This is a genomic window from Thiomicrorhabdus sediminis (assembly GCF_005885815.1).
GTDB lineage: Bacteria > Pseudomonadota > Gammaproteobacteria > Thiomicrospirales > Thiomicrospiraceae > Thiomicrorhabdus > Thiomicrorhabdus sediminis.
This window is the reverse complement of record NZ_CP040602.1, coordinates 241,688-258,755: the sequence shown is the minus strand read 5'-3', so window position 1 is coordinate 258,755 and position 17,068 is coordinate 241,688. Positions and strand designations below refer to the sequence as shown.

The window sequence follows — 17,068 nt, the reverse complement described above, 5'->3', positions numbered from 1 at the left end:
CCTTAGTCTTGTTTACATCTGCTCTGGAGCAGAAACGCCAATCAATGTCAGACCGTTTTTCAACACCTGCTGTACTGCCGAAATCAAAGTTAAACGTGCATTACGCAAATCGTCATCCTCAACAATAAACTGGCTGGCGTTGTAGTAAGAATGCAGACCATTAGCCAAATCCTTCAGATAGTAAGCAATCTGGTGCGGCTCATAGGCCAAAGCGGCGCGAGCGATAATTTCAGGGTACTTCGCCAACTCGATTGCCAGCGCTGTTTCATGTTCGCTATCCAACATGGCCAGCTTCTCCAGACCGGCATTGATATCGAACTGATAACCCTTCTCGACGGCCTGAGAAAATACACGACAAATACGCGCATGAGCATATTGAATATAGTAAACCGGGTTTTCATTTGATTTTGATTTCGCCAAATCCAAATCAAAGTCCATGTGCTGCTCGGATTTACGCTGCACGTAGAAAAAACGCGCCGCATCACTGCCGACTTCTTCGCGCAATTCACGCAAGGTGACAAACTGTCCGCTACGCGTCGACATCTGTACTTTTTCACCGCCACGATAAAGCACCGCAAACTGAACCAATAACACCTGTAAGGCTTGCGGATTGGTTTCCATCGCTTGCATTGCCGCCTTAACACGCGGTACATAACCGTGATGATCGGAACCCCAAACATCAATCAGAATATCAAAACCACGCTCCAATTTATTGAAGTGGTAAGCGATGTCCGAGGCAAAATAAGTCTTGATACCGTTATCGCGCACCACAACACGGTCTTTTTCATCACCATAATCGGTTGAACGGAACCATAAGGCACCGTTTTTCTCATAAATCTTATCGGCTTGCTGCAACTTGTCGATAGCGGCATCGATAACACCGGATTCCATTAACGAGCGCTCCGAGAACCAGTTATCGAAGTTGACATTAAAACCGCGTAAATCGTCTTTAATATCACCCAGAATCGAATTCACTGCCGCTTGGAAGACCTGTTCGTAATGGTGCGCACCCAATAGATTTTTCGCTTTGATAATCAGGTCATCGATGTGTTTTTCTTTATCGCCGCCGGCTTGACCTTCGTCAGCCGTCACCCCGGCAAAGACTTCGATAGCCGGTTTTTGCAGGCTATTGCCTACTTCATTTTGCAAAGCGCTGACAATATCGAAAATATACTCGCCCTTATAGCCGTTGCTCGGGAAAGTCAGTTCTTCGCCGCATTGCTGCAGATAGCGCAACCATACCGAAGTCGCCAAGATATCCATCTGACGTCCGGCGTCATTCACGTAATATTCACGTGAAACATTGAAACCCGCGGTTTCCATAAGGTCGGCAACACTGGCGCCATAGGCGGCACCACGTCCGTGACCGACATGCAAAGGCCCTGTCGGATTGGCCGAAACGAATTCAACCAAAACCGACTTGCCTTGACCGACATCGCATTTACCGAACTGCTCTTTCTGCTGCAACACCGTAGCAACAATATCGAATTTTGCCGAATCGTTGACAAAGAAGTTGATGAAACCTGGACCGGCGATTTCCACCTTGTCGATAATCTCGACATCGGCCAAGCAATCGATAATTTTCTGCGCTAGATCACGCGGCGGCATAGCGGCCTGCTTGGTCAACATCATCGCCAGATTGGTGGCAAAATCACCATGGGCTTTATCTCGGGTGTTTTCGACATTAATACGCGGGCTGGCATCGGCAGGAATCACATCCTGCTGTTTTAATTGTTCAACAACGTCGGTCAAAATCTGCGCAATTTGCTGCTTCATGCGAATATCTCTTTTGTTGCAAGCGGGTGGTTGAGTCTTATGACACTAAAAAGGTGAAAAAACGAGCCGACTATTTAGTCAAAACCGGTTTCTTACCGAAGAAATTTAGCAATTCATTGGAATTTATAAAACAGGGTATTTTACTAAAATAACGCCACGAACTCGCAGTTATTTTAAAAATAAAAGCGCATTCCGCTATCCAAGCCTATTTAGCCTCTTTTAAAAGCGAGGCTAAACTTTGATAAAACAATGCGCAGATTGAAGAGTGTAAATCACCGCTTTAAGGAAAGCGGCTACTTTTTCGTTGCCGTAGTTTTCTTAGCGGTAGTTTTCTTGGCTGCTGTCTTTTTCGCCGCCGGTTTTTTGCTTGCCGCTTTTTTAGTGGTAGTTTTTTTCGCAGCGGCTTTCTTGGCCGGCGCCTTCTTCGCTGCTCCACGACCACGTTTTTTCGGTTCAGGCGCTTCATCGAGTCGCTTCTGACACTCTTCCAGCGTCAATTGCAAAGCGTCTTCATCCTTGGCGATTTTGGCATTTTTCTTGGTCACCAAATCGGTGATATAAGGCCCCCAACGCCCCTTAAGAATTTTGACATCGGTACCCGGGAATGTCTTAACAATCTTTTCGGCTTCAGTCTGAATCTTATTTTCCACCAGCGCGACCGCTTCTTCCAAAGTGATTGAAAGCGGGTCGAAACCTTTGATCGGCGCATAGAGCTTAGTACCATATTCCAGATAAGGCCCGAAAGGTCCTTGCTTGGCGATCAAGGTCTGACCTTTTTCGACCGAGAACTCCGAACCGTCAACTGCCTCCGCTTTGAAATCATGCGGCATCTGCCCGACTTCACGCGGCAATTTGAACAGATCAAGCGCTTGTTCCAATGTGAGCAGATCCATTTTCTGTCCCGGCATCAGGCTGGCAAACTGTGGTTTTTCTTCATTTTCGCCATCACCCAATTGCACATAAGGACCAAAACGGCCGATCTTAACAAACATCGGCTTACCGTTTTCCGGGTGTGGCCCCAATAAACGCGCTTGCCCGGCTTCTTCACGGGAAACGTCTTCAGCCGCCAAAACTTGAGGATGGAACTGGTTATAGAACTCTTGCAGCATCTGCTGCCATTCCAGTTTACCCTTGGCGATCACATCAAACTTGTCTTCCACCTTGGCAGTGAATTGATAATCCAAAATCTCTTCAAAATGCTTACTCAGGAAATTGGTGACAATGCCGGCGATATCGGTCGGGAACAGCTTGTTCTTTTCGCTACCGGCCATCTCGCTCAAGGTCTGCGCCTCAATACCATCCGCCGTCAAAATCAATTGACGGTAATCACGAGGTGTTCCCTCGCGATCTTCCTTGACCACATAACCACGCTGCTGAACCGTATCGATGGTTGGTGCATAGGTTGACGGACGTCCAATCCCCATCTCTTCCAAGGTGCGAACCAAACTGGCTTCATTATAGCGCGCCGGTGGTCGAGCAAAGCTCTGACGAGCCTGTAACTCGCCTAGTTGCAACTTCTGACCGATAGTCATCGGTGGCAATAGCCCCTGCTCTTCTTTACCTTCGAAGTTATAGACCTTCAAGAAACCGTCAAAAGTGACCACTTCACCTTTGGCCGTCAATTTATCGGCCGGCAATAGATCAATACCGACTTCCGCAGTGGTACGTTTTAATTGTGCCTCGGCCATTTGCGAGGCAATCGCTCGACGCCAGATCAGCTGATAAAGACGTTGTTCATTGCGCTCGCCGGCGACCGATTCAACATTGAAATCGGTCGGACGAATCGCTTCGTGAGCTTCCTGCGCTTCGGCATTTTTGGTTTTATAACGGCGCGGTGCGCTGTATTGTCCACCATAGTTTTCGCTGATTACCTGCTTGGCCTGTTCAATCGCCACTTCTGACAGGTTCAATGAGTCGGTACGCATATAAGTGATTTTCCCAGACTCATATAGGCGCTGCGCAATCATCATGGTTTGCTTAACCGAGAAGCCCAGTTTTGAAGCCGCTTCCTGCTGCAGTGTCGAGGTGGTAAACGGCGCTTTGGGAGCTCGCTTAGCCGGTTTTTCTTCCAATGAGATCACCGACAGATTGGCTTTTTGTACCGCGGCTAAGAATTCTTTTGCTTGTTCTTCATTATCAAAGGTTGCACTGCGTTTGACTTCCAAATCGCCAACAACCTTGCCGTTATCATCAAGTAGCTGCAATACGCCTTGAACACGGAAGACAAAACTTGAAGCGAAGGCCTCAATCTCTTTTTCGCGTTCCACAATCAAACGTACCGCCACCGACTGAACACGACCGGCCGACAAACCGGTACGAATCTTTTTCCATAGAATCGGCGACAGTTCAAAACCGACAATTCGGTCTAGGATACGACGCGCTTGCTGGGCGTTCACCAAATCCAAATCAACGGTACGCGGCGAGGCAATCGCCGCCTGAATCGCCGGCTTGGTGATTTCATGGAAAACAATACGCTTGGTTTCGTTTACATTCAGCTTTAGGGTTTCCGCCAGGTGCCATGCAATGGCTTCCCCTTCGCGGTCCTCATCGGTTGCGAGCCAGATGGCATCTGCCGTTTTGGCGAGCTTTCTCAGTTCAGCAACGTTTTTCTTTTTATCAGACGAAATTTCGTAGCTCGGTTCGAAACCGTTGGCAATATCAATCCCCATACCCTTTTTCTGGATATCGCGAATATGCCCATAACTTGAACGCACGGTAAAGTCTTTGCCCAGGTACTTTTCAATTGTCTTTGCTTTAGCGGGAGACTCCACTATTACCAAATTCGTCATAATTTAAAAACTCTAACCCAATGTTCACTAATACGGCCTTAAGAGACCATACTTTACGTTTGAAGATACCTTATATATATGTAACCCAAATATGGGCGATATAAATAATAGGCGCATATATTATAGAATTCTTATATGCTTTGCCTTTTTTTTACGATGCATAATTTTTTTGTTATTTGCAAACAGATTTTTATCTTTCTTTTGCCTCGACCCAGAATCAAGCGACACCAAAGCCTTATCTAGAGCCACTCGGCATAGCAAAATTTTTTTACTATGTTTTGGTGACGTCATTCGACAATTGAATATAAATAGGCTTTAATGCCATTAAGGCAGTTCAAAATTGTGCAATACTTTATTTCATGCTCAAGCGAGCATAGGAAGTGAAAACATTATGTCCACTCGAATCAAGCCATCAAAACCCTTCAGCCAAGCGCCGAATAGAGTCTTAGCGATAGGCTTTCACGGTGACGAAAAAAAGGCGTTACAGCAAAACCTTGGCGAACTGGCTTATAGCGCTGAATTTGTTGGCGACATAGAACACGCACAAAAAACCATCGAAAGCTTCTCTCCGAGTGACTTTTGCTGTTATCTGATTGCCGAAAATTGTTTTTCCGACGAACATTTTCAAGCTTTTCAAAGCTTACGCAACCAGCCTATCTATCAACACATTCCGGTTGTACTGCAACTGCAAAGCAATCAACCTGAAATCATTCAACAAGGACTGGCGATTGAGGTATTCTTCTACCTGATCGCTCCCTATTCGCTGGAGCTATTGAAAAGTGTTTTGAACGCCGCCAATCACGGCTTTAATCATTACCAACAGCTATCACCTAAAATCCGCCAATTCTCGGCATCTCAGCCGCTTTTACAATATGCCGAATTTAGTGTGAAAACCGTGGAACAAGCACATGATTTAGCCTCGGTATTATCCTATATGACACCGGACCCTAAAAAATCGACTATCGGATTGTTTGAACTAATGCTCAATGCCATTGAACATGGCAATTTGGAGATCGGCTATTTGAATAAAACCAAATTCATCTCCGAAGGCCGTTTAAAAGAGGAAATCAATCAGCGTTTATTCGACGATAAATACAAAGAGCGTAAGGTAAGTATCATTTTGAATAGAACCGAGGACAGCTTGGTCTTTACCATTAAAGACGACGGCAGCGGTTTTGATGCCGAGCCTTATCTTGATTTCAACCAAATGCGCGCCATGGACAACCACGGCCGCGGCATTATGATTGCCAACCAATTCAGTTTTGATGAACTGCACTACAGTGAGAACGGCAGCTGTGTCACCGCGGTGATTTATTTAAACCGATAACATAAACACTAGCGGATTTTACGCCAACGCCCCGCCGACAAGGATTCAATAACACCGTCCAACTCGAGCATCAGCAATTCGGCTTGCAAACTGGAAACCGGCATTTTAGAAAGCACCGCGAGTTCATCTAAAGAGGTTTCGTCATAATCCATCAAGGCCAGCAGTTTTTGAGCTGAGGGCGTTAACTTTTTTGCCCATTGCGGCGCGGTTTGGGCATCTGTTTCTCGATGATCAACCGTCGCGGTCAAAGGCTTCAAAGAGTCGCTGATTTCCTGCAGAATATCCTCGCCGCTTTCCACCAACTTAGCCCCCTGCTTGATCAACTGATGACAGCCTTTCGCTTGCGGGTTATGAATTGAACCGGGTACGGCAAACACTTCCCGACCTTGTTCGGAAGCCAGTCTGGCGGTAATTAAAGAACCGCTCTGCAATGCCGCCTCGACCACCAGCGTCCCCAGACTCAAGCCACTGATAATGCGATTGCGCCGCGGGAAATGATGACTTAACGGCTGAGTACCTAATGGAAACTCGGAAACCATCACCCCCTGCTCGACAATTTGCAGACCGAGGTTTTTATTGGCCGCCGGATAAATCCGATCCAGACCGGTAGCAACCACCGCAACGGTTTTCGCCAAACCTTGCAAGGCCCCCTGGTGGGCTGCGGTATCAATGCCTCGTGCCAGTCCGCTGGTAACAATCAAACCTCGATCCGATAAAAACCGGGCAAAATCTTCGGCGATATTGATACCCTGCTTAGAGGCATGGCGACTACCGACTATCGCCAATTGCGGATCATTCAACAGCTCAGCCTGACCGCGCACCCCCAAGAGCAGCGGCGCATCATCAATTTGCATAAGCTGTTTGGGGTAGTCTTTCGCGCCGTAAATCAACCAATTCTGCGAATCGCCTTGCGCCCAATCCAAAGACAAATCGACCTTACTGGCAATGTCTTCGGCAAACAGTTTTTCCAGTTGTGCATCAGTTAGGATCTGACTGTTTTGCCATTGTGACAGACTGGCATCCAAACCGTTTTGCAGACTGCCGAAATAGGCCTGTACCGACTCGGCCTGAGAGACCGTGACAAAGGCTTGTTGGTAGGCCAATAATGAGGGCAAATCGGTAAAAGTTGACATAGTCGCAGACAGAGTTAGCTATAATAGTGTTCAATTAAGGAATTTAAGTATAAACGACACTATGGAAAAACTCGATATCGTTCTTTATCCCGATCAAGGCTTACGTGAAATGTGCAAGCCGGTCGCTGAAATGTCCGATGATATGGATAAACTCATTGATGACATGTTTTACACCATGTACGATGCTCCCGGCATCGGTCTGGCCGCACCGCAGATTGCCGTGCAAGAACGCGTCATTGTCGTCGATGTATCGGAAAGCAAAGACCAACCGATCGCATTGATCAACCCTGAAATAGTCCGTTCCGCCGGTGAAATCACTTGGGAAGAAGGCTGCCTGTCGATTCCTGGCGTCTACGCCAAAGTGACTCGCCCCAGCGACATTATCGTGCGCGGCATGGATCGCGACGGCAACAACATCGAATTTGAAGCCAATGAATTATTGGCGGTATGTCTGCAGCATGAAATTGATCACCTCAACGGTAAACTGTTTGTCGACCACCTTTCAGGTTTGAAGCGTACTCGCGCGCTGCAGAAATTTAAAAAACATATGGAAGCTCAGCAGGCTGAATAACCGCTATTTGCCTTCATGCCCGCTTTGCATAAGCTAATCCACCACAATGAAAAGAATCCTATTTTTATGAGCCTGCGCATTGTTTTTGCCGGAACCCCTGATTTTTCCGTTGCACCTCTAAAAGCCCTTATAGAATCCGAACATGACGTGGTGGCGGTCTATACCCAACCAGACCGCCCCGCCGGACGAGGCCGCAAATTGACGGCAAGCCCCGTCAAACAGGTGGCTTTAGAGCAAAACATTGCAGTCTATCAACCGCTATCGCTTAAAGACCCGGACGCCCAATCCGAACTCAAAGCGCTTGATGCCGACATTATGATTGTTGTCGCCTATGGATTGATTCTTCCACAGCGGGTTTTGGATATGCCTAAATTTGGCTGCTTGAATATTCATGCCTCACTGTTACCTCGCTGGCGTGGCGCCGCACCGATTCAGCGCGCCATTGAAAGCGGCGATAAAGAAACCGGTATTACCATTATGCAGATGGACGCCGGACTCGATACCGGCGACATGCTCTATAAACTGCATACAAATATCAACGCCGATGACAGTGCTCAAACCTTACATGACCGTTTAAGCACTTTAGGATGCGAGGCATTGCTGGCGACTTTACGGCAGCTCGAAACCAACAGCTTATCGCCTGAAAAACAGGATGAAAGCCTGGTCACCTATGCTGAAAAACTGAATAAGGCCGAGGCCGAAATCAACTGGCAACAACCGGCACAGATGATTGTCCGCAAGATTCAGGCGTTCAATCCATACCCTGTCGCCTTTACCCATTTTGAAGACAAGCCGTTACGCATTTGGCAGGCCAGATTACTGAATGACGATGAAAAATCGCAATACCAGAACCAAGCCGGCAAGGTGATTGCCCTCAGCAAACAAGGCATGATTATCGGCACTGCCGATGAACCGCTTTGTGTCAGCCTAGTTCAACCGGCAGTTAAAAAAGCGATGTCCGCCTATGACTTCGCTCAAGCTCGTCAATTAAGCGGATATCAGTTCTAATGGATCAGCAAGCCAACAATGCGCTAAACAGCCGCTTTATTGCGCTGAAAATCTGTTTAACCGTTGTCGAAAACGGACGTTCTTTAAGCCAGAGCCTGCCGGAAGGTCTGGCGCAATTCAGTGACCGTCGTGAGCGCAACTTCACACAGAATCTGGTACTGGGCACCATCCGTTGGCAGGCTCGTTTGGAAGCAATTCGCGCGCAACTGTTAAAAAAACCGCTGAAAGCCAAGGATGAAGATGTCAATCAGTTAATCCTGCTTGGTCTTTATCAGATCCTCTATATGGATACACCTGAGCATGCTGCGGTTGGTGAAACAGTAGCGGTGGTGAACAAACTTAAAAAACCTTGGGCAAAGGGCTTGGTCAATGGCGTATTGCGTAATTTTTTACGCGATAAGCAAAGCATTTGTGATGAGGTCGACCTGAAACCGGCACAAAGATACTCACACCCGCAATGGTTATTTAAAGCGTTACGCAAAGCCTACCCGGACCAGTGGGCAGAAATTATGCAGGCCAACAACGAGATTGCCCCACTCACCTTGCGAGTCAACCGCCATCAACAAAGCCGCGACGAATTCCTTGCCAAACTCAGCAAGCAGGGCATTGAGGCCAGCGCCCACCCGGACAGCGAACACGGCATCATTCTTAATCAAAGTGCCGATATCAGCCAATTCCCGACTTATGAGGAAGGCGGCTTCAGTGTACAGGACGGTGCCGCCCAGCAGGCCGCATTGATTCTGCAACCGCAGGCGGATGAACGCATTCTCGATGCTTGTGCGGCACCGGGAGGCAAGACCACCCACTTACTGGAAGTCAGCGACAATCAAGCCAAGGTATTGGCCCTGGAAGTCGCCGAAGAACGCCTTGAACGACTGGCGGAAAACCTATACCGCCTTGATCTTGAGGCCGATTATCAGGTAGGCGATGCCAGCCAGCCCGATCAGTGGTGGGACAAGCAACCATTCGATAAAATCCTGCTTGATGCCCCCTGCTCGGCAACCGGTATTATCCGCCGTCACCCGGATATCAAATGGCATCGAACCGCTGAAGACATCGAAGCCTTGGTAGAAACCCAGGCGTCTATTCTGCAGGCTCTATGGCCGACCCTGAAACCCGGCGGGAAATTGCTTTATGCGACCTGTTCGGTGCTGCCTCAGGAAAACACCCTACAAATACAGCAGTTTCTGCAACAAACCGAGGATGCCGAAGAGATTAAGCTCGATTTAAGCAGCGCCATCAAACTGCCAACACCTGGTTCGCAATTTCTACCGGGCACTCACGGCATGGACGGTTTTTACTACTGTCTACTACAAAAGAAACAGGTGCAGTAAGCAATGGCTGCGGTTCAATCAGTCAGCTTCGGACATCTTGCCGCAAATTATTACCGCCTGTTTAATTGGACACGGATCAAAAAACATCTGGCCAAGGCATTAACGCCTGGCTTATTTGCCTGCTTTGTGCTGTTACCAATCGCCAGCCACGCGGCCGATGAACCCAAAATCGACATTCTCAATGTCACCGATTACCAGCAAGACAAACAGCTGCTGATCGATTCAACCAGTCATTTTAATATTCCCGAAAGGGTTATAGATGCGGTGCATCATGAGATTGCGCTGAATTTCAAAATCGAAATCCAGCTGACCGAAGCGAGCCGATTTTTAGGCTTTAAATATCAGCGCACCCGTAAAAACGTGATCTTTCACACCCAACTTTATGCTTATGGTGTGAGTCGCCAATACACTCTTTACAATAGCCGTAATAACAAGTCGCAATCTTTCCGTACCATCGATGAAGCTTTAAAAACACTTGCGACCCTGCAGGCGTTTCCAGTAGCATCCTTATCTGAACTGCACCCGGAACAACGCTATACTTTGCGTATGCGTATCTCTCTGGATTATTGGAAACTGCCAACGCCGTTAATTTTGGAAGCCTTGTTTAATGATGAATGGCACTTGGACAGTCAGTGGTTTGAAACCACTCTTAAAACCCCGTTGAGTTGGCAATGAATCGAGTTTTACGCTTTTTAAAACATTATGGCTGGTTAACCCTGCTATCAAGCCTATTGCTGATGGCTTTGGTGATCATGAGCCAAACTCTGCAAAACGCATCAAGCTTCGCCGACACCTACTCGACCCTCTTGTTTTTCACCTTTGGTGGCGTGAGCCTATTGCTCTTTATTCTGGCGAAAACCGCCTGGCACCTGTATGGCCAATTACGCCGCAGGGTTCCGGGAAGCAAGGTCACCTTGCGTTTAACCATTACCTCAACCCTACTGCTCGGAATTCCGACCGCGATTATTTTCTATTTTTCATTAAGTTTCATTCAGCAGGGTATCAACCAGTGGTTTGATGTCAAAACCGAAGTCGCGCTGAATAACGCCACCTCTTTGGTGCGCATGACACTGGATAACAAAACCCGAGACAGCTTGAACTACAGCCAATCGATCGCCGAATCGAATCAGGACCTACTGACCATATCGCCCATTCTCGGAGTCAACCGCATTCGTCAACAACTCAATGCGCAGGAAGTCGCCCTATTTCAGCTTAACCAACAGCTAGTCGCATTCAGTAGTGAATTTGGCGTCAATATCCTGCCGATCACTCCCGGGGACAACCTATTCCAACAAATTCGCAACAATAAGACCTACGCTGCGATCGAAACCCAACCGGGAGCAATCAATGAAGAGAGTTTTATTCGCGTCTTTATCCCGATCAGCGACAAAACTTTGGGCACCCAAAACGCCTTGCAGATTATTTTCTCGATTCCGGCGGAGATGATCAGTCTGTCCGAATCGGTTGCGGTCGCTTCCGGTCAGTATAAAGAGCTGTCCTATCTAAAAGGTCCATTGACCGCCAGTTTCATTCTCGTCCTATCGATGGTGCTATTGCTATCGTTGGTCACCGCGATTCTTTTCACCATTCGCGCGGTGCAAAACTTCACCCGTCCGATCCGCACCCTCGCCAAAGGCACCAAAGCGGTCTCCAAGGGAGACTATAGCGTGACCATGAAGGTCGATGACAATGATGAGTTCGGCGAGTTGATCCACTCCTTTAACGACATGATCCAGCGTATTTCACGGGCGCGAAACGACATCAAAATCGGACATCAACAGACGGAAGTGCAAAAACTCTATCTGCAAACGGTCATCAAGAACCTTTCCAGTGGGGTCATGACGATGGACATGAACCATCGTCTGCGCACCATTAACGATGCCGCCTTTGCCATCCTCAATACCGACCTGAGTCGTCATATCGGCAAAAAACTTTCCGAAGTCAGCGAGCGCGAAGACAGCATGCATCTCGAAGACATGCTCTCGCAGATCGAAGAGATGTTTGAAAAATCCGATAAACCCTGGGCGATGCAACTCGAATTTGCCTGTAAACGCGGGCAGAAGATTCTTTCCATACACGGCTCAACATTGCCGAGTATCGACAGCAAAATCGGCGGTTATGTCATTGTTATCGACGACATCACCGAACTGGTTCAAGCCCAGCTCCATGCGGCCTGGAGCGATGTCGCGCGCCGTCTTGCGCATGAGATCAAAAACCCGCTGACTCCGATTCAACTGTCTGCCGAACGTCTCAAATTCAAACTATTCAATAAGCTCGATGAAAGCGACCGTAAACTGCTAACCCGCATGGTCGAGACCATTACCGAACAGGTTTCCACCATGCAGAAGCTGGTACAGGCATTCAGTGACTACGCCAATACGCCGGAAGTCGAATTGAAGCCGACGCAGATCAATAAACTGATCGGCAATATCACCGATATGTATCAAGACCCCGAAGCCAATTGGCAAGTCAATGCGGAACTTGATGAAAACTGCCCTAAAGCGATCGTTGACAGCTCGCGCTTGCGCCAGCTATTACATAACTTGATCAAGAATGCGATCGAGGCCTGCGCCACGGTGGAATCGGCACAAATTGTCGTTAGCACTGCTTGCGAGGATGGCGAACAACTGCAACTTCGGGTCTGTGATAACGGCCCGGGCATTCCTGAATCGTCACAAAACTGGATTTTTGAACCTTATGCTACTGACAAACCTAAGGGTACTGGGTTAGGATTGGCTGTAGTACGTAAGATTGTTGAAGAACATCATGGGCAAATTTCCCTGGAATCTTCACCTGACAAGGGTTCGTGCTTTATAATCACCTTACCGACTATAGCTAGAGAGCGTTAATGAAACCCGGCAAACTGTTAATCGTCGATGATGAAAAAGATATCCGTAGCCTAATGGAAGAGATCTTCGCGGAAGAGGGCTACCAAGTGGAGACCGCCGCCAATGGCGTGCAAGCACAAGCCGCGTGGCGTAAGTTTATGCCCGATATTATCTTCCTCGATGTCTGGATGCCGGATATTGACGGCATCTCCCTGCTTAAGCAGATGCATGAAGAAGGTGTTCTCGAACACAGCAAAGTCATTATGATGTCCGGCCACGGTACCATCGAAACCGCTATCGAAGCGACCCGTCTCGGGGCCTATGACTTTCTCGAGAAACCGCTCTCGCTGGCAAAACTGATTGTCACCGCGGAACGCGCTCTAGAACACAGCCAACTGCATCAGGAAAACCGTCAGCTTAAACAGAAGCAGCCGGAACAATACCTACCTATCGGTAAAAGCAAGGCGGTCATTCAATTGCGTGAAACGCTCGATCGTTTATCAAAATTCACCATGCCGATTCTGGTCACAGGTGAGCCCGGTACCGGCAAACACCATTTTGGTCAGGCGATTCATAAGACCTCGCAGCGCGCGCAGAACATGCTGCGTGAGTTCCATGCCCAGGATTTCAATATCCTCTGTCAGCCGGACAATCAAGGCAACCTGAAAAAGGCCTTGCGCGAACTGCGCCAAGGCACTTTGCTTATCGGACATATCGAACAGCTTAGTGAAAGCGCTCAAGCCCTATTGGCGGGCATTGTCCTGAATCAATCCTATCAGCTTGAAGGTCAAGAAGAGCCGATGAGCACCGATATCAGGCTGATTGCATTGAGTCGGGGCGATATCGAAGACGCGGTCAATCAACGCAAGTTCCGTGAAGACCTGTACCAGCGCCTGAAGGTCATGCAAATCCATATTCCGGCATTACGTCAACATACCGAAGACATTCCTGAACTGATCGATTATTTCGTTAATCACTTCGTTACCTTGGAAGGTCTTGAATATCGCCATTTCAGCGTACCGGCACAAAATATCCTGCGCCAGCATAACTGGCCGGGTAATCTCAAAGAGCTGCAAAACCTGATTCAACGCCTGCTTATTTTGGGTAATGACGAAGTCGATGACGAGGAAGTCAAAGAGATTATCAACCAGATTCGCAGCAAGGATTCCGCCGGCGAAGTGGTTGATACCAGTGTCCCGCTGAAAACCGCCAAAGAGCAGTTTGAAGGCCGCTATATCAGCCAGCTATTGCGTGAGACGGGAGGCAATGTCTCAGAAACCGCGAAACGTTCCGGCGTGGACAGAACCAACCTTTACCGAAAATTGAAAAACCTCGGCATTGACCCGAAAAACCCCCAATAATCGGGTGTACAATAGCGTTAATGCCAGACTTCAACTGTGAGATAGATAGACATCAATGAATATTGTCATTTTAGGCGCCGGACAAGTCGGATCATCGTTAGCGGAACTGCTCGCACAAGAAAACAATGACGTCACCGTTGTTGATTTGAACCGTTTGAACCTGCAGCGTTTACAGGATAGACTCGATATCCGCACCGTTGCCGGCCACGCTTCTCACCCTGACATCCTTGCCCAAGCAGGATGCGAAGAAGCCGACATGCTGATTGCCGCGACCCAGAACGATGAAACCAATATCCTCGCCTGTCACTTGGCACACAGCATGTTCAAGACGCAAAAGAAAATTGCTCGCGTGCGCAGTCGCTCCTATCTCGACCATCCGGAACTGTTTGATCGCACACAAAACACCATGGCGATTCCAATCGATGTGTTGATCAGCCCGGAAACACTGGTAACCGAATATATTTTGCAGTTGATCGCCTATCCAGGTTCACTTCAGGTCATCGACTTTGCCGGTGGTAAGGTCCGTCTGGTGGCGATGCGTGCCTATGCTGAAGGTTTCCTGGTTAATAAACAGATCCGCGCCTTAAGTTATCACCTGCCGGAAAACATCAAAACCCGTATTGTCGCCATTTATCGCCGCAATAAGGCGGTTATCCCAACCGGTGATACCGTCATTAAGGCCGGGGATGAGGTGTTCTTCCTTGCCGAGGCCGACCATATTCCGATTATCGTTAATGAACTGCGCCGCTTTAAAGAGCGCCCATCACGCCGCATTATGATCGGTGGTGGCGGCAATATCGGTTTCAGCCTGGCCCAGGCATTGGAAAAACACCATCAGGTCAAACTGATCGACCACAATATGCAACAAGCTCGAGAGGTTGCCGAATCGCTCGATAACACGGTGATTATCCACGGCGACATTTCCGATAAAGACCTACTTGTTGAAGAGAATATCGAAGAAATCGACCTGTTCGTTTCGGTTACCAATAACGATGAAGCGAATATTATTTCCGGAATGATGGCGAAAAAACTCGGCGTCCATCGCGTTATCTCACTGGTCAACAACCAATCCTATGTCGAACTGATCCAACGTAACAGTATCGATATCGCCCTATCGGCGGACAGCATCACCACCAGCCACCTATTGAGCCATACCCGCAAGGGCGACACCATCAAGGTCGCCACCTTGCGACGCGGTGCGGCCGAGGCAATGGAAGTGGTCGCACATGGTAGTGAGAACAGTTCGGAAATCATTGGTAAAACGATTGGCGAGGTCAAATGGCCGAGTGACATCACCGTCGGTTGTATCATCCGTGGCGGCAAGGTCATTATCGCCCATCACAGCTTGGAAATCGAAGCCGAAGACCATGCGATTATCTTCCTTACCAATCCTGAAAGTGCCGAGCAAATCGCCAGACTGTTCTCACCGGAAGAAAAATCCAGCTGGTTTAATTTTTAAGGCAAGGGTCGAACGCGATGCATTCACGGGTCATTCTAAAAGTCTTTGGCTTGCTGCTGATGGTCTACAGCATCAGCCTGTTGCCACCGATTATGGTCGGACTTTATTACCAAGACGGCGGCCTTAATTCATTTACCAGCGTTATGATCGGTGTGTTATTGACCGGCCTGTTTATCTGGTATCCGGTACGCAACCACAGTCGCGACCTGAAAATCCGCGACGGTTTTATTATTGTGGTGATGTTCTGGGTGGTACTGGGACTCGCCGGGGCCATTCCGTTCTTTTTGGATGAGGATGTTCCCCTATCGCTTACCGACTCGATTTTTGAATCCTTTTCCGGCCTGACCACCACCGGTGCCACCGTCATTACCGGTCTTGATAACTTGCCACACGCCTTTTTGTGGTATCGCCAGCAACTGCAATGGCTAGGCGGTATGGGGATCATCGTATTGGCGGTCGCCATTTTGCCAATGCTAGGTATCGGGGGTATGCAGCTCTACCGCGCGGAAACTCCGGGGCCCATCAAAGACTCCAAAATCGCACCGCGTATTTCCGAAACCGCCAAAGCCCTCTGGTACATCTACCTCGGTTTAACTTTGGCCTGTGCTATCGGTTATTGGCTCGCCGGCATGAACTGGTTCGATGCCTTCTCGCACAGTTTTTCCACCGTCGCCATCGGCGGCTTTTCCACCCATGACGCCAGCATCGCTTATTTCGACAGCATTGAAGTCGAAATCGTCGCCATTGTGTTCATGTTGCTGTCGGGTATTAACTTCGCTTTGCACTTCACCGCGTTTCGCAGTCTGAGCGGTTATGCCTATTTCCGCGACCCGGAATTCAAAGCTTATGCCGCCCTGTTATTTGGCGCATCGCTGGTTGCGGTGGCTTATCTGTATTTTCAGGAAGTCTACGATAGCTGGTATGACGCGGTGCGTTATGGCCTGTTCCAAACTGTATCCCTAGCGACAACCACCGGTTTTGCCAATGCCGATTTCTCCATCTGGCCGGGCTTCTTGCCGATTATGCTGATTTTCATGAGCTTTATCGGCGGTAGCGCCGGTTCAACCGCCGGCGGCATGAAAGTCATTCGTTTTGTCCTGCTCTTCAAACAAGGAATGCGTGAGGTCAACGGTCTGTTACATCCAAATGCGATTATGCCGGTCAAACTCAGCGGCAAGACCATCCCGGAAAAAGTCATGATGGCGGTGTGGGGCTTTTTGGCGGTCTACGTCTTTACCTTTGCATTGCTAATGCTGGTAATTATGGCGCTCGGTGTCGATCAGGTCACCGCGTTTTCGGCGATGGCCGCTACCATGAACAATCTGGGCCCGGGACTGGGTGAAGTCGCCGCCAACTATCAGGCCCTCAGTGATCCGGTCAAATGGGTTTTGACCTTTGCCATGCTGCTTGGGCGTCTGGAAATCTTCACTTTGCTGGTACTTTTCACTGCTGCCTTCTGGCGTAAATAACAACTGTATAAAT

Annotated in this window: 12 protein-coding genes; 9 read left to right on the top strand and 3 right to left on the bottom strand. The window is 48.6% G+C overall.

The window, feature by feature from the left end:
- Positions 1-12: 12 nt before the first annotated feature.
- Entirely contained in the window at positions 13-1,776 is a 1,764-nt protein-coding gene (gene argS / locus FE785_RS01090) for an arginine--tRNA ligase (RefSeq protein WP_138563573.1), read from the bottom strand.
- A gap of 293 nt (positions 1,777-2,069) precedes the next feature.
- Positions 2,070-4,565 (bottom strand): type I DNA topoisomerase, encoded by a 2,496-nt coding sequence (topA, locus tag FE785_RS01085; protein WP_138563571.1) that lies wholly within the window; start codon positions 4,563-4,565, stop codon positions 2,070-2,072.
- A 391-nt stretch (positions 4,566-4,956) separates the two neighbouring features.
- On the opposite strand from topA, the gene FE785_RS01080 reads away from it, so the two are divergent.
- A complete protein-coding gene (locus FE785_RS01080) occupies positions 4,957-5,892 on the top strand; it encodes an ATP-binding protein (RefSeq protein ID WP_138563569.1) in 936 nt (311 codons plus the stop codon).
- Positions 5,893-5,900: 8 nt separating this feature from the next.
- On the opposite strand, the gene dprA is transcribed toward FE785_RS01080, so the two are convergent.
- Complete coding sequence (gene dprA / locus FE785_RS01075; protein ID WP_138563567.1) at positions 5,901-7,025, bottom strand: DNA-processing protein DprA; 1,125 nt, start codon at positions 7,023-7,025, stop codon at positions 5,901-5,903.
- A 61-nt stretch (positions 7,026-7,086) separates the two neighbouring features.
- Between dprA and def the strand changes: the two genes are divergently transcribed.
- The 8 genes from def to FE785_RS01035 all read left to right on the top strand — a co-directional run bounded on the left by def (position 7,087) and on the right by FE785_RS01035 (position 17,055).
- Complete coding sequence (def, locus tag FE785_RS01070; protein WP_138563565.1) at positions 7,087-7,596, top strand: peptide deformylase; 510 nt, start codon at positions 7,087-7,089, stop codon at positions 7,594-7,596.
- 66 nt (positions 7,597-7,662) lie between these two features.
- Positions 7,663-8,604 carry a methionyl-tRNA formyltransferase gene (gene fmt / locus FE785_RS01065; RefSeq protein ID WP_138563563.1) on the top strand — a complete coding sequence of 314 codons (942 nt, stop codon included), beginning with the start codon at positions 7,663-7,665 and terminating at the stop codon, positions 8,602-8,604.
- Positions 8,604-9,938: a 16S rRNA (cytosine(967)-C(5))-methyltransferase RsmB gene (gene rsmB, locus FE785_RS01060; protein WP_138563561.1), complete on the top strand. Its 1,335-nt coding sequence runs from the start codon at positions 8,604-8,606 to the stop codon at positions 9,936-9,938. Before fmt ends, rsmB begins: the two co-directional genes overlap by 1 nt.
- Positions 9,939-9,941: 3 nt before the next feature.
- Positions 9,942-10,613 (top strand): DUF4390 domain-containing protein, encoded by a 672-nt coding sequence (locus FE785_RS01055; RefSeq protein ID WP_138563559.1) that lies wholly within the window; start codon positions 9,942-9,944, stop codon positions 10,611-10,613.
- Positions 10,610-12,787, top strand: coding sequence for a sensor histidine kinase (locus tag FE785_RS01050; RefSeq protein ID WP_138563557.1), 2,178 nt, complete (start codon positions 10,610-10,612; stop codon positions 12,785-12,787). Before FE785_RS01055 ends, FE785_RS01050 begins: the two co-directional genes overlap by 4 nt.
- A complete protein-coding gene (locus FE785_RS01045; RefSeq protein WP_138563555.1) occupies positions 12,787-14,127 on the top strand; it encodes a sigma-54-dependent transcriptional regulator in 1,341 nt (446 codons plus the stop codon). The genes FE785_RS01050 and FE785_RS01045 overlap by 1 nt, the downstream gene beginning before the upstream one ends.
- A 55-nt stretch (positions 14,128-14,182) precedes the next feature.
- Entirely contained in the window at positions 14,183-15,586 is a 1,404-nt protein-coding gene (gene trkA, locus FE785_RS01040) for a Trk system potassium transporter TrkA (protein ID WP_138563553.1), read from the top strand.
- Between the two features lie 17 nt (positions 15,587-15,603).
- Positions 15,604-17,055, top strand: a complete 1,452-nt coding sequence (locus tag FE785_RS01035; protein ID WP_138563551.1) for a TrkH family potassium uptake protein — start codon at positions 15,604-15,606, stop codon at positions 17,053-17,055.
- Positions 17,056-17,068: the final 13 nt, after the last annotated feature.